We start from the raw sequence: 13,428 nt of genomic DNA, 5'->3' as shown, positions 1-13,428 counted from the left end.
CAGAATCAGGTTCACCCGGCACGCAACTCCTAAGGCGGGCCTTAGTAAGTACGGCCTGCCTTGCTGGCAGGACCCTTACATCGCGCGTATTTTCGAGGTGTTGGGGGCGGCGGGTGCACCCCGGCCCGCCGGAACAAGGGGAGAGTCATGTCCATCATCGAAGCCCAGGCACCACTGCACGAGGCCCACCGCGACAACCACACGCACCGTGACGTGAACGGCGGTTGGCTGCGCCCCGCGGTGTTCGGCGCGATGGACGGCCTCGTCTCCAACCTCGCCCTGATGACCGGCGTCGCCGGCGGCGCGGTGTCCACGCAGACCGTGGTCATCACCGGTGTCGCGGGACTCGCCGCCGGTGCCTTCTCCATGGCGGCCGGCGAGTACACCTCCGTGGCCTCGCAGCGCGAGCTCGTCCAGGCGGAACTGGACGTCGAGCGTCGCCAGTTGCGCAAGCACCCCATCGACGAGATGGAGGAGCTGGCCGCGCTGTACGTGTCCCGGGGTGTCGAGCCCGCGCTCGCCCGCGAGGTCGCGATGCAGTTGTCGAAGGACCCCGAGCAGGCCCTGGAGATCCACGCCCGCGAGGAGCTCGGCATCGATCCGGACGACCTGCCGTCGCCGATGGTCGCCGCCGTGTCGTCCTTCGGCTCCTTCGCGCTCGGCGCCCTGCTGCCCGTGTTGCCGTTCCTGCTCGGGGCGACCGCGCTCTGGCCCGCCGTGCTGCTCGCGCTCCTCGGGCTCTTCGCCTGCGGCGCGCTGGTGGCCCGGGTGACCGCCCGCGGCTGGCTCTTCAGCGGGCTGCGCCAGCTCGTCCTGGGCGGGGCAGCGGCCGCCGTCACGTACGGGCTCGGGATGTTCTTCGGAGCGGCGCTGTAGCTCCGGATATCGGAACGGATTCCGTAGCCGTAAGGAAGATCGGGAGGGCCTCGTAAGGGGCCTTTCCGGCATTTCGGGGCACCTTTTCGGGGCATAAGGCCCGTATCGGCTGTGACGTATATCCCTGGCTCGATCCGCCGTTGCGGTGAGACACTATGCACGACGCCACATAAGTAGCCGGTTACTCGGCGGTTTCGAACCCGTGACCAACGGGAATGAGGCATGAGCGTCGTTGGGCAATGAGGCCCACTCAGTGACGGACCGCTTGAAGTCCGGAGATCCTCCGGCTCCCCCCGGTCCGTCCCCTGCGAGAACGCTCCCCGTTCCCGCATCCCATAGGTGAGAACGCACCACCACTGCGTGTCGGTGGTGTCCGCATGCTGGAATGAGCTATCCACTTCGCGAGAAGCCAGCCATCATGTAACCTGCACGAAATTTCGCGGAGGGCCAACGTCGTCCCTCGGCAGTTACATATGCCAATACGACGACGGGAGAGCCGATGCGTTCCGACGCCTGGTCGCCCATGGACGGTCGCCCCGCTCCGCAGGGGATGTACGACCCCCGTAACGAACACGACGCCTGTGGTGTCGGGTTCGTGGCCACCCTCACCGGTGTAGCCAGCCACGCGCTGGTCGAGCAGGCGCTGACCGTACTGCGCAACCTCGAGCACCGCGGCGCCACCGGCTCCGAGCCCGACTCCGGCGACGGCGCCGGCATCCTTTTCCAGGTCCCGGACGCCTTCCTCCGCGAGGTCGCCGGATTCGAGCTCCCCGAAGCCGGCGCGTACGCCGTCGGCATCGCCTTCCTCCCCGAGGACGGCACGGACGAGATCGTCTCGAAGATCGAGACCATCGCCGGCGAAGAGGGCCTCACCGTCCTCGGCTGGCGCGAGGTCCCCGTCGCCCCGGAGCTGCTCGGCGCCTCCGCCCGCTCCACCATGCCGGTCTTCCGCCAGCTCTTCGTGGCTGGGGGTACCTCCCAGGCCGAAGGCTCTGGGGGAGGCGAGAGCACGGGCATCGCGCTGGACCGCAAGGCGTTCGTGCTGCGCAAGCGCGCCGAGCGTGAGGCCGGGACCTACTTCCCGTCGCTCTCCGCCCGCACGATCGTCTACAAGGGCATGCTGACCACCGGCCAGCTGGAGCCCTTCTTCCCGGACCTGTCGGACCGCCGCTGCGCCTCCGCCGTGGCCCTGGTCCACTCCCGGTTCTCCACCAACACCTTCCCGAGCTGGCCGCTGGCCCACCCGTACCGCTTCGTCGCCCACAACGGTGAGATCAACACCGTCAAGGGCAACCGGAACTGGATGACCGCCCGCGAGGCGCAGCTCGACTCCGACATCCTCGGAGAGGGTTCGCTGGACCGGATCTTCCCGATCTGCACCCCGGACGCCTCGGACTCGGCCTCCTTCGACGAGGTCCTGGAGCTGCTCCACCTCGGCGGCCGTTCCCTGCCGCACGCGGTCCTGATGATGGTCCCGGAGGCGTGGGAGAACCACGAGTCCATGGACCCGGCCCGCCGTGCCTTCTACCAGTACCACTCCACGATGATGGAGCCCTGGGACGGACCGGCCTGCGTCACCTTCACCGACGGCGTCCAGGTCGGCGCGGTCCTCGACCGCAACGGTCTGCGCCCCGGCCGCTACTGGGTCACCGACGAGGGCCTCGTCGTCCTCTCCTCCGAGGTCGGCGTCCTCGACATCGACCCCGCCAAGGTCGTCCGCAAGGGCCGCCTCCAGCCCGGCAAGATGTTCCTCGTCGACACCGCCCAGCACCGGATCATCGAGGACGACGAGATCAAGGCCGGTCTCGCCGCCGAGAACCCGTACGCGGAGTGGCTGGAGACCGGCGAGATCGAGCTCTCCGACCTCCCCGAGCGCGAGCACATCGTGCACACCCACGCCTCGGTCACCCGCCGCCAGCAGACCTTCGGCTACACCGAGGAAGAGCTCCGCGTCATCCTCGCCCCGATGGCCCGCACCGGCGGCGAGCCCCTCGGCTCCATGGGCACGGACTCGCCGATCGCGGCCCTGTCCGCCCGCCCGCGGCTGCTCTTCGACTACTTCACCCAGCTCTTCGCGCAGGTCACCAACCCTCCCCTTGACGCCATCCGCGAGGAGCTCGTGACGAGCCTCCGCTCCTCGCTGGGCCCCCAGGGCAACCTGCTCGACCCGACCTCCGTGTCGTGTCGCAGCGTCACCCTGCCCTTCCCGGTGATCGACAACGACGAGCTGGCCAAGCTCATCCACATCAACGCCGACGGCGACATGCCCGGCATGAAGGCCGTGACCCTCTCCGGTCTCTACCGGGTCTCCGGCGGCAGCGAGGCCCTCGCGGCCCGCATCGAGGCGATCTGTGCCGAGGCCGACACCGCGATCGAGGGCGGCGCCCGCCTGATCGTGCTCTCCGACCGGCACTCCGACGCCGAGCACGCGCCGATCCCGTCGCTGCTGCTCACCTCGGCCGTCCACCACCACCTCATCCGTACCAAGCAGCGCACCAAGGTGGGTCTGCTCGTCGAGGCCGGTGACGTCCGCGAGGTCCACCACGTCGCCCTGCTCATCGGCTACGGCGCCGCTGCGGTCAACCCGTACCTCGCCATGGAGTCCGTCGAGGACCTGGTCCGCGCCGGCACCTTCATCGAGGACATGGAGCCCGAGCAGGCCATCCGGAACCTGATCTACGCCCTCGGCAAGGGCGTCCTCAAGGTCATGTCGAAGATGGGCATCTCGACCGTCGCCTCCTACCGCGGCGCGCAGGTCTTCGAGGCCGTCGGCCTCGACGCCGGCTTCGTCGCCACGTACTTCAACGGCACGGCCACCAAGATCGGCGGCGCCGACCTCGACGTCGTCGCCAAGGAGGTCGCCGCCCGCCACGTCAAGGCGTACCCCGTCTCCGGCGTCCCCTCGGCGCACCGCGCCCTGGACATAGGCGGCGAGTACCAGTGGCGCCGCGAGGGCGAGCCGCACCTGTTCGACCCGGAGACCGTCTTCCGCCTCCAGCACGCCACGCGCAACAAGCGGTACGACATCTTCAAGCAGTACACGGAGCGGGTGAACGAGCAGTCCGAGCGCCTCATGACGCTCCGCGGCCTCTTCGGCATCACCGCCGACCGCCCGTCGATCTCCGTCGACGAGGTCGAGCCCGTCAGCGAGATCGTCAAGCGGTTCTCGACCGGCGCCATGTCGTACGGCTCCATCTCCCGCGAGGCGCACGAGACCCTCGCCATCGCCATGAACCAGCTGGGCGCCAAGTCCAACACCGGTGAGGGCGGTGAGGACCCGGACCGCCTGTACGACCCGGCGCGCCGCTCCTCCATCAAGCAGGTCGCGTCCGGCCGCTTCGGCGTCACCAGCGAGTACCTGGTCAACGCCGACGACATCCAGATCAAGATGGCGCAGGGCGCCAAGCCCGGCGAGGGCGGCCAGCTGCCCGGCCACAAGGTCTACCCGTGGGTCGCCAAGACGCGTCACTCGACGCCCGGCGTCGGCCTGATCTCGCCGCCGCCGCACCACGACATCTACTCCATCGAGGACCTGGCTCAGCTGATCCACGACCTCAAGAACGCCAACCCGGTCGCCCGCATCCACGTGAAGCTGGTCTCCGAGGTCGGCGTCGGCACGGTCGCCGCCGGTGTCTCCAAGGCCCACGCGGACGTCGTCCTCATCTCCGGCCACGACGGCGGAACGGGCGCCTCCCCGCTGACCTCCCTGAAGCACGCGGGCGGCCCCTGGGAGCTCGGCCTCGCCGAGACCCAGCAGACCCTGCTGCTCAACGGCCTGCGCGACCGCATCGTCGTCCAGACCGACGGTCAGCTCAAGACCGGCCGTGACGTCGTCATCGCCGCGCTCCTCGGCGCCGAGGAGTTCGGTTTCGCGACCGCGCCGCTCGTCGTCTCCGGCTGCGTCATGATGCGCGTCTGCCACCTCGACACCTGCCCGGTGGGCATCGCCACCCAGAACCCGGCGCTGCGCGACCGGTTCTCCGGCAAGGCCGAGTACGTCGTCAACTTCTTCGAGTTCATCGCCGAGGAGGTCCGCGAGCTCCTCGCCGAGCTGGGCTTCCGCACCATCGAAGAGGCCGTCGGCCACGCCGAGCTGCTCGACACCAGCCGTGCCGTCACGCACTGGAAGGCGCAGGGTCTCGACCTGGAGCCGCTCTTCTACGTGCCCGAGCTGCCCGAGGGCGCGGTCCGCCACGCCCTGATCGAGCAGGACCACGGTCTGGAGAAGGCCCTCGACAACGAGCTGATCCAGCTCGCCGCCGAGGCCCTCAACGCCGCCTCCGCCGAGGAGGCGCAGCCGGTCCGCGCCCAGGTCGCGATCCGCAACATCAACCGGACCGTGGGCACCATGCTCGGCCACCAGGTGACGAAGAAGTTCGGTGGCGCCGGCCTCCCGGCCGACACCATCGACATCACCTTCACCGGTTCCGCCGGCCAGTCCTTCGGCGCCTTCCTGCCGAGCGGTGTCACCCTCCGCCTGGAGGGCGACGCGAACGACTACGTCGGCAAGGGCCTCTCCGGCGGCCGCGTCGTCGTCCGCCCGGACCGCGGCGCCGACCACCTGGCCGAGTACTCGACCATCGCGGGCAACACGATCGGCTACGGCGCGACCGGCGGCGAGCTGTTCCTGCGCGGCCGCACCGGCGAGCGCTTCTGCGTCCGCAACTCCGGCGCGCTGGTCGTCTCGGAGGGCGTGGGCGACCACGGCTGCGAGTACATGACCGGCGGTACGGCGGTCGTCCTCGGCGAGACCGGCCGCAACTTCGCGGCGGGCATGTCGGGCGGTGTCGCCTACGTCATCGACCTCGACCGGGACAACGTCAACTCCGGCAACCTGGGAGCGGTCGAGACCCCGTCGGACTCCGACAAGGCGTGGCTGCACGACGTCGTGCGCCGCCACCAGGAGGAGACCGGCTCGACGGTCGCGGAGAAGCTCCTCGCCGACTGGGACGCCGCGGCGGCCCGGTTCAGCAAGATCATCCCCACCACGTACAAGGCAGTGCTCGCCGCCAAGGACGCCGCTGAGCTCGCCGGTCTCTCCGAGACCGAGACCACCGAGAAGATGATGGAGGCGGCGACCAATGGCTGACCCCAAGGGCTTCCTGACCACCGGGCGCGAGGTCGCCAAGACCCGGCCGGTGGGCGAGCGAGTCAGAGACTGGAACGAGGTCTACGTTCCCGGCTCCCTGCTGCCGATCATCAGCAAGCAGGCCGGCCGCTGCATGGACTGCGGCATCCCGTTCTGCCACAACGGCTGCCCCCTCGGGAACCTGATCCCCGAGTGGAACGACTACGCCTACCGCGAGGACTGGTCGGCGGCGCAGGAGCGTCTGCACGCCACCAACAACTTCCCGGAGTTCACCGGCCGCCTGTGCCCGGCACCGTGCGAGTCGGCGTGCGTGCTCGGCATCAACCAGCCGGCCGTCACCATCAAGAACGTCGAAGTCTCCATCATCGACAAGGCCTGGGACGCCAACGACGTCAAGCCGCAGGTGCCCGAGCGCCTGTCCGGCAAGACCGCCGCCGTCATCGGCTCGGGCCCGGCGGGTCTCGCCGCCGCCCAGCAGCTGACCCGGGCCGGCCACACCGTGGTCGTGTACGAGCGCGCCGACCGCATCGGCGGCCTGCTGCGCTACGGCATCCCCGAGTTCAAGATGGAGAAGCGGCACATCAACCGCCGCATCGAGCAGATGCGCGCGGAGGGCACCAAGTTCCGTACCGGCATCGAGATCGGCCGCGACCTGACGTCGACGGACCTGCGCAAGCGGTTCGACGCCGTGGTCATCGCCGCCGGCGCCACCACCGCGCGTGACCTGCCCGTCCCGGGCCGCGAGCTCAACGGCATCCACCAGGCGATGGAGTACCTGCCGCTGGCGAACAAGGTCGTCGAGGGCGACTTCGTTGCCCCGCCGATCACCGCCGAGGGCAAGCACGTCGTGGTCATCGGCGGCGGCGACACCGGCGCGGACTGCGTCGGTACGGCGCACCGCCAGGGCGCGGCCTCGGTCACGCAGCTGGAGATCATGCCGCGACCGGGCGAGGACCGGAACGCCGGCCAGCCCTGGCCGACCTTCCCCATGCTGTACAAGGTCACCTCGGCGCACGAGGAGGGCGGCGAGCGGGTCTACTCCGTCTCCACCACCCACTTCGAGGGCGACGAGGACGGCAACGTCCAGTTCCTCCACCTCGTCGAGGTCGAGTTCGTCGAGGGCAAGCTGACCCAGAAGCCGGGCACGGAGCGCAAGATCCCCGCCCAGCTGGTCACGCTCGCGATGGGCTTCACCGGCACGGACGTGGAGAACGGTCTGGTCGCCCAGTTTGGTCTGGACCTGGATGCGCGGGGTAACATCGCCCGTGACGCGGACTTCGCCACCAACGTCGATGGCGTGTACGTCGCCGGTGACGCGGGTCGCGGCCAGTCCCTCATCGTGTGGGCCATCGCCGAGGGCCGCTCCGCCGCCCGTGGCGTGGACCGCTACCTGACCGGAGCCAGCTCGCTGCCGGCCCCGATCCGCCCGACGGACCGTTCGCTGACGGTCTGATCCCGCCGGATCACCCCAGAGACGTCCCGTACAACGACGTACGGAACTGAGCGCGGCGCCCCCCGAATGTCCCCGACCGGACGACTGGGAGGGCGCCGCGGCGCTCCCGTTACAGGTTCTTCGGCCCGCGGAAGTGGGGGATGACCTTCGTGCCCCACTGGCGGATGGTCTCCAGGCAGGCCTCCTGCGGCACCGTGCCCATCTGGATCAGGCACATCACCTCGTCCACGCCGATCTCCCGCAGCCGCTCCACGTAGGCGATCGCGGTCGCGGAGTCTCCGTACGCGTGGTCGGTGTTGTACGTGCCGGTGTCGACCGGCCGGGCCGGGATGTTCGCCTCGTGCAGCCGGGCCACCAGCTTCCGCCGCTCCTCCTCCAGAGCGCCCGCGTGGTCCTCGTCCTCCGCGTAACCGGTGGGCGCCGGGGCGCCGCCGTACCAGTGGGCGATCGACTCGGCGAAGAAGCGCTGGCCGCGTGTGCCGAGCCGCAGGGCGCGGTCGGCGTCGTCCAGGACGATCGTCGGGCAGAGGGCGGAGAAGTGGTCGTTGACCTCGGTGGAGACGAACCGCGATCCGTCCCGTACGGCGATGGTCTCGTCGTACACCGCGCGCATCGCGCGGACGTCGTCGGCGCCCGCGAACCCCATCACCAGGGCGCCGATGCCGAGTTCGGCCGCCTGCCGGAGCGAGTCGTGCTGCGAGCAGGCCATGAAGAGCGGCGGGTGCGGATGCTGCACGGGGCGCGGCAGGACCGCGCCGGGGCCGATGTCGAGGGAGCCGTGCCACTCGAATTCCGGCTCGCGCCACGCCGCGGCGAAGATCCGCAGGGCCTCCTCCATCTGCGGCCGGGTGTCCTCGGGGTCCACCCCGAACATCCGCATCTCCTGACGGGTCGCGCCCCGGCCGGCGCCGACGTCGAGGCGGCCGCCGGAGAGCACGTCGAGCATGGCGGCGCGTTCGGCGACCCGGACGGGGTGCTGGTACCCGAAGGGCATGGTGACCACGCCGTGCCCGACGCGGATGGTCCGCGTGCGGGCGGCGACCCAGGTCAGGAAGATCTCGGACGCGCTCATGTGGGCGTACCGGGTGAGGGAGTGGTGCTCGACCGCCCAGACGCGGTCGAACCCCATCTCCTCGGCGAGGACGGCCTGTTCGACGCAGTCGTGGATGACCGCGCGTTCGCGTGCGGGGGTGGGGTCGACGAGCTGTGCTTCGAAGATCATGGAGAACTTCACGGTGAGCTCCTCCCGAACCTGTGCGGCTGCGGCTGAGGCTGCGCTGCGACAGATATGCCTAATCGAAATACTTCTAGCAGGCATAGGTGGAAGAGGGAAGCGCCGTACACTTCCGCCGTGGACGAGAAGACGGAGGGGGCCCCGGAGGCGCTGCCCGGGCTTCCGGCGACCAGCTGGGCCGTGCTCGGACTGCTCTCCTTCGGAAGGGAGTTGTCCGGCTACGACCTCAAGAAATGGTCCGACCGGTCACTGCGCCTCTTCTACTGGAGCCCTTCCTTCAGCCAGATCTACAGCGAGCTCAAACGACTGGAGAAAACCGGCTACGCCACCTCGCGCCTGGTCGCACCCGAGGCCGGCACGCGCGACAAGCGCGTCTACCGGATCACCGACGAGGGCCTCGCCGCCGTCCGCACCTGGGCCCGCACGGCCCCCCTCGACCCGCCCGTCCTCAAGCACGGGCCGATGCTGCGGCTCTGGCTGGGCCATCTCCTCGAACCCGACCGGATGCGCGAGATCCTGGCCGGACACCGGGAGTACGCCGAGGGCATGCGGCTGCGTGCGGAAGCCGACGCGGCGGACGCCGGGACCGACGAGGCGTGGGCGTACCCCCGGCTCACCCTCACCTGGGCCGAGCGGTACTACGCGGCCGAGCGCGACCTGGCCGACGCCATGCTCGCGGACATCGAGCACTGGGAGAAGGGGAAGGGCGAGGAGCGGCCATGGCCATGAGCCTGCGGAAGGTCGAGGAGAGCGCGCCCGCGCTGGCCGGCCTCTACAAATCGGCGGGGGAGTCGCTCCGGCGGCACGGCATGGACGGGCAGCGGGTCGCCGTCTACCTGGTCGTCGACTACTCGGGGTCGATGAAGCCGTACTACGCCGACGGCACCGTCCAGGCCTTCGCCGATCGGGTGTTGGGGCTCTCCGCGCACTTCGACGACGACGGCCGCGTGCCGGTCGTCTTCTTCTCCACCGACATCGACGCCGAGACCGAGATCCGGCTCGACGACCACGCCGGCAGCATCGACCGGATCGTCGCCGGGCTCGGCCACATGGGCAGGACCAGCTACCACCTGGCCATGGACGCCGTCATCGACCACTACCTGGACAGCGGCTCCACCGCCCCCGCGCTGGTCGTCTTCCAGACCGACGGCGGGCCCATCGACAAGCCGGCCGCCGAGCGGTACGTGTGCAAGGCGGCCCGGCTGCCGCTCTTCTGGCAGTTCATCGGCTTCGGCGACCCCGGCAGCCGGCAGTTCGACTTCCTGCGCAAGCTCGACGAGCTGGACGTACCGGCGAAGCGGCCGATCGACAACGCCGGCTTCTTCCACGCGGGCCAGGACCCGAACCGGGTGCCGGACGCGGAGCTGTACGACCGGCTCGTCGCCGACTTCCCCGCCTGGCTCGCCGTGGCCCGGGCCCAGGGCATCGTCCGCTCCTGAACCGCCCACGCCCCGGTCCGGCTGGGTTCGTCGGCTTCAGCCTTCCTCCCCAAGCCGCGCGAACTGCTCCTCAGTGAGTGTGAGATCGAGCGCGCCCAGGTTCTCCAGGAGGTGCGTCGCCGAGGACGTACCGGGGATGGGGAGGATGTGCGGGGCCCGGTGCAGGAGCCAGGCCAGGGCCGTCTGGGACGGGGTGGCGCCGACCTCGCGGGCGACGCGCGCCACCGGGCCGTCCGGCCCCGCGTGCCCGCCCATGGCGATCGGGAAGAAGGGGACGAAGGCGATGCCGCGTCCCGCCGTGTACGCGACCACGGCCTCGTGGTCGCGGGTCGCCAGGTTGTAGAGGTTCTGCACGGCCGCGATCGGGGTGACCGACTCGGCCTCCTCCAGCTGGGCGACCGTCACCTCGGAAAGGCCGACGTGCCGGACCTTGCCCTCCTCCTGGAGCCGGCGCAACGCCCCCACCTGCTCGGCGACCGGGTAGTTCTCGTCGAGACGGTGCAGGTACAGCAGGTCGATCCGCTCCGTACCCAGCCGGCGCAGGCTCAGCTCGGCCTGCTGGCGCAGATAGGCGGGGTGGCCGAGCGGCACCCACTCGGTGGGGGAGGGCCTGACCACGCCGACCTTGGTGGCCACCGCGACGGTGTCGCCGTAGGGGCGGAGCGCCTCGGCGAGGAGCTCCTCGCCCGCCCCCAGCGCGTACGCGTCGGCCGTGTCGAAGAGGGTGACGCCCGCCTCGGCGGCCGTCCGCAGCAGGGCCAGCGCGGCCCCCCGGTCGGCCGGGGCCGACCAGATACGGGCCTCGGGGCCCGTCGGGTCGCCGGGGCCGTCGGCGAGGCGCATCGTGCCGTAGCCGATGCGCCGGACCGGGAGGTCGCCCCCGAGCTGGAATATCGTCGTGTTGCTCGTGTTGCTCGTGTTGCTCGAGTTGTTCGTCATGTCCGGAACCGTAGGAGCTCACACCGGTGTGAGCTTCAAGCGGGAACGGGCCGATGTGAGGGGGGTCACAGTGAAGATCGGTGAGCTGTCGCGCGAGACCGGGGTCGGCGTCCGGCTGCTCCGCTACTACGAGGAGCAGGGCCTCCTCGCCTCGGAGCGGACCCCGGGCGGGCAGCGCGTGTACGGCCCCGACGCCCCCGCCGTCGTCCGCCGCATCCGGGCCCTCCTCGGCGCCGGACTGCCGACCCGGGCCATCGCCGAGGTCCTGGACTGCGTGTGCGGCAGCGAGGCGGAGATCGAGCCCTGCCTCAGCCCGATGCTCGTCGCCCAGCTCGACGCCATCGACGAGAAGATCCACGGCCTCCAGGGCACCCGGTCCTCCCTCGCGGCGCTCGTCGCGGTCACCGAGAACCGGCAACTCGCCGCCGACGGCCGGGCGATGGGTATTCCGGTGGCCGACTCCGGGACGCGCGGGCGATCATGACGCCATGACTTCTCTCGTACGACACGTCACCATCGACTGCGCCGACGCTTACGGCCTGGCGAGCTTCTGGGCCATGGCGCTGGACGCGGAACTCGGCGCCGACGACTTTCCCGGCGATCCCGAGGCCGTCGTCGAGTCGCCCGGTGTGAGCCTCCTCTTCATCCAGGTCCCCGAGGCGAAGTCGGTGAAGAACCGCGTCCACCTCGACCTCCAGCCGCAGGACCGCACCCGCGACGAGGAGATCGAGCGGCTGCTCGCCTTCGGCGCCACCCTCCTCGACGACCGGCGGAACGCCGACGGCACCGGCTGGGCGACCCTCGGGGACCCGGAGGGCAACGAGTTCTGCGTCGAGCGCAGCGCGGCGGAGCGTGCCGCGACCTCGTAGGGAGTGCGCTGAGCCCAGGGAGACCTTCGGAGTAATCCGGACAGAGGATGTCGGGTATCCGGTGTTTCCTGGAGTCATGGGAGACAAGGGACACACCGCAGCCGCCGTAGCCGGCGCAGCCACCTGGTCGGCCTTCGAAGCCGCCGAACCCGAGCTGGCCGCGGCCGTGCGCGAGCGCTTCGGGCAGTTCACGCACCACGCGCTCGCCACCGTGCGGAAGGACGGCTCGCCCCGGCTCAGCGGCATCGAGGCGGACTTCCGCTTCGGCGAGCTCTGGCTCGGCATGATGCCGCACTCCCGCAAGGCGCTCGACCTGCGCCGCGACCCCCGCTTCGCGCTGCTCGCCAACCCCGGCTCCGGCACCGGCATGGGCGGCGGGGACGTCCGCGTCTCCGGGCGGGCGGTCGAGATCACCGACCCGGAGACCGTCGAGCGGTACGCGGCCGACGCGGGCGCGCCGCTGCCCTTCCACCTCTTCCGGGTGGAACCCACCGAGGTCGTACGGATCCGGGTGGAGGGCGACGAGATGGTCCTGCGGACCTGGGCCCCCGGGCGTCCCGTGCGGACGATCCGGCGCGGCAACGACGACAGCCCGCCGCGCGAGGAGTCCTGAGGCACCGGTCGGGGCCCGCCGGACACGCCCTGGGGCGAGAATGGGCGGGTGCCGAACACTGCCAGCAAGAAGAAGACCCAGGTGAGCGCCGGGCCCGAGCGGCGCCGTGAGCTCCTCGACACGGCGGCCGAGGTCTTCGCCGCCCAGGGGTACAACGCCACCACCGTCCGCAAGATCGCGGACGCCGCCGGCATGCTCGCCGGCAGCCTCTACTACCACTTCGACTCCAAGGAGTCGATGCTCGACGAGATCCTCTCCGGCTTCCTGAACGAGCTGTGGGAGGGGTACGACGCCGTCCTCGACGCCGGGCTCGGGCCCCGCGAGACCATCGAGGCGCTGGTCACCGAGTCCTTCCGGGAGATCGACCGGCATCGCGCCGCCGTCGCCATCTACCAGAAGGAGTCCCGGCACCTCACCGACCTGCCCCGTTTCCACTACCTCGTGGACTCGCAGGAGAGGTTCGAGAAGGCCTGGCTCGGCACGCTGGAGCGCGGCGTCGCGGCCGGGGTGTTCCGCGCCGACCTGGACGTCCGGCTGACCTACCGGTTCGTGCGCGACACCGTCTGGGTCGCCGCGTCCTGGTACCGGCCCGGCGGCGGGCACAGCCCGGAGGAGATCGCCCGCCAGTACCTGTCGATGGTCCTGGACGGAGTCGCCGTACGCGCGTGACCGACCGGCCGGTCACCTCCGACGATCACGGAACGGCTGTGAAGTCGCCCACGTCGCGGCGCCCGGGCCTGGTGTGATCCGTCCAGGCATCGGTCGGGCGGGGCGGGAAGGTCCTGAGGCGCACTATTGTTCCGGTAGAGACATCCGGAGTGCGTATCGCGTGTTCCGGGAGAAGCAGCCGGGGCCCGTTCACGTGCTCCGGGAGACACAGCCGGGGCCCGTTCACGTGTTCCGGGTAGAACAGCCG

At 70.5% G+C, this 13,428-nt stretch carries 11 protein-coding genes; 9 read left to right on the top strand and 2 right to left on the bottom strand.

The window, feature by feature from the left end; translation table 11 throughout:
* Positions 1-147: 147 nt before the first annotated feature.
* From ACIBG6_RS24855 to ACIBG6_RS24845, 3 genes are all read left to right on the top strand, one after another.
* The gene (locus tag ACIBG6_RS24855) at positions 148-876 is read left to right on the top strand and encodes a VIT1/CCC1 transporter family protein (RefSeq protein WP_399224764.1); all 729 of its coding nucleotides are present in this window, start codon (positions 148-150) and stop codon (positions 874-876) included.
* 499 nt (positions 877-1,375) lie between these two features.
* Positions 1,376-5,965: a glutamate synthase large subunit gene (gene gltB, locus ACIBG6_RS24850; protein ID WP_399224763.1), complete on the top strand. Its 4,590-nt coding sequence runs from the start codon at positions 1,376-1,378 to the stop codon at positions 5,963-5,965.
* Positions 5,958-7,418 carry a glutamate synthase subunit beta gene (locus ACIBG6_RS24845; protein ID WP_329624046.1) on the top strand — a complete coding sequence of 487 codons (1,461 nt, stop codon included), beginning with the start codon at positions 5,958-5,960 and terminating at the stop codon, positions 7,416-7,418. The genes gltB and ACIBG6_RS24845 overlap by 8 nt, the downstream gene beginning before the upstream one ends.
* 109 nt (positions 7,419-7,527) lie before the next feature.
* Here ACIBG6_RS24845 and ACIBG6_RS24840 read toward each other — a convergent pair whose 3' ends face one another.
* Positions 7,528-8,652 carry an LLM class flavin-dependent oxidoreductase gene (locus tag ACIBG6_RS24840; RefSeq protein ID WP_399224762.1) on the bottom strand — a complete coding sequence of 375 codons (1,125 nt, stop codon included), beginning with the start codon at positions 8,650-8,652 and terminating at the stop codon, positions 7,528-7,530.
* Between the two features lie 150 nt (positions 8,653-8,802).
* Between ACIBG6_RS24840 and ACIBG6_RS24835 the strand changes: the two genes are divergently transcribed.
* Positions 8,803-9,381 carry a PadR family transcriptional regulator gene (locus ACIBG6_RS24835; RefSeq protein WP_399225031.1) on the top strand — a complete coding sequence of 193 codons (579 nt, stop codon included), beginning with the start codon at positions 8,803-8,805 and terminating at the stop codon, positions 9,379-9,381.
* Positions 9,372-10,091, top strand: coding sequence for a VWA domain-containing protein (locus ACIBG6_RS24830; protein WP_399224761.1), 720 nt, complete (start codon positions 9,372-9,374; stop codon positions 10,089-10,091). The genes ACIBG6_RS24835 and ACIBG6_RS24830 overlap by 10 nt, the downstream gene beginning before the upstream one ends.
* Positions 10,092-10,127: 36 nt before the next feature.
* Here ACIBG6_RS24830 and ACIBG6_RS24825 read toward each other — a convergent pair whose 3' ends face one another.
* Entirely contained in the window at positions 10,128-11,030 is a 903-nt protein-coding gene (locus tag ACIBG6_RS24825; protein ID WP_399224760.1) for an aldo/keto reductase, read from the bottom strand.
* 70 nt (positions 11,031-11,100) lie between these two features.
* Here ACIBG6_RS24825 and ACIBG6_RS24820 point away from each other — a divergent pair, with 70 nt between their 5' ends.
* The 4 genes from ACIBG6_RS24820 (at position 11,101) to ACIBG6_RS24805 (ending at position 13,181) form a co-directional block, all read left to right on the top strand.
* Complete coding sequence (locus ACIBG6_RS24820; RefSeq protein ID WP_399224759.1) at positions 11,101-11,514, top strand: MerR family transcriptional regulator; 414 nt, start codon at positions 11,101-11,103, stop codon at positions 11,512-11,514.
* A gap of 4 nt (positions 11,515-11,518) precedes the next feature.
* Positions 11,519-11,899, top strand: coding sequence for a VOC family protein (locus tag ACIBG6_RS24815; RefSeq protein WP_399224758.1), 381 nt, complete (start codon positions 11,519-11,521; stop codon positions 11,897-11,899).
* Between the two features lie 76 nt (positions 11,900-11,975).
* Entirely contained in the window at positions 11,976-12,512 is a 537-nt protein-coding gene (locus ACIBG6_RS24810) for a pyridoxamine 5'-phosphate oxidase family protein (RefSeq protein WP_399224757.1), read from the top strand.
* A 48-nt stretch (positions 12,513-12,560) separates the two neighbouring features.
* Complete coding sequence (locus ACIBG6_RS24805) at positions 12,561-13,181, top strand: TetR/AcrR family transcriptional regulator (protein ID WP_399224756.1); 621 nt, start codon at positions 12,561-12,563, stop codon at positions 13,179-13,181.
* The last annotated feature ends 247 nt before the right edge of the window (positions 13,182-13,428 follow it).

Source organism: Streptomyces sp. NPDC050842 (assembly GCF_044456565.1).
Taxonomy (GTDB): Bacteria; Actinomycetota; Actinomycetes; order Streptomycetales; family Streptomycetaceae; genus Streptomyces.
The sequence above is the reverse complement of the archived record's forward strand: the minus strand, read 5'-3'. Positions and strand labels throughout refer to the sequence as shown.

Coding starts and splice junctions, on each gene's coding strand:
- ACIBG6_RS24825 (WP_399224760.1), bottom strand. CDS start 11,030: ATGACGAACAACTCGAGCAACACGAGCAACACGAGCAACACGACGATA.
- ACIBG6_RS24810 (WP_399224757.1), top strand. CDS start 11,976: ATGGGAGACAAGGGACACACCGCAGCCGCCGTAGCCGGCGCAGCCACC.
- ACIBG6_RS24815 (WP_399224758.1), top strand. CDS start 11,519: ATGACTTCTCTCGTACGACACGTCACCATCGACTGCGCCGACGCTTAC.
- ACIBG6_RS24855 (WP_399224764.1), top strand. CDS start 148: ATGTCCATCATCGAAGCCCAGGCACCACTGCACGAGGCCCACCGCGAC.
- gltB (WP_399224763.1), top strand. CDS start 1,376: ATGCGTTCCGACGCCTGGTCGCCCATGGACGGTCGCCCCGCTCCGCAG.
- ACIBG6_RS24845 (WP_329624046.1), top strand. CDS start 5,958: ATGGCTGACCCCAAGGGCTTCCTGACCACCGGGCGCGAGGTCGCCAAG.
- ACIBG6_RS24830 (WP_399224761.1), top strand. CDS start 9,372: ATGGCCATGAGCCTGCGGAAGGTCGAGGAGAGCGCGCCCGCGCTGGCC.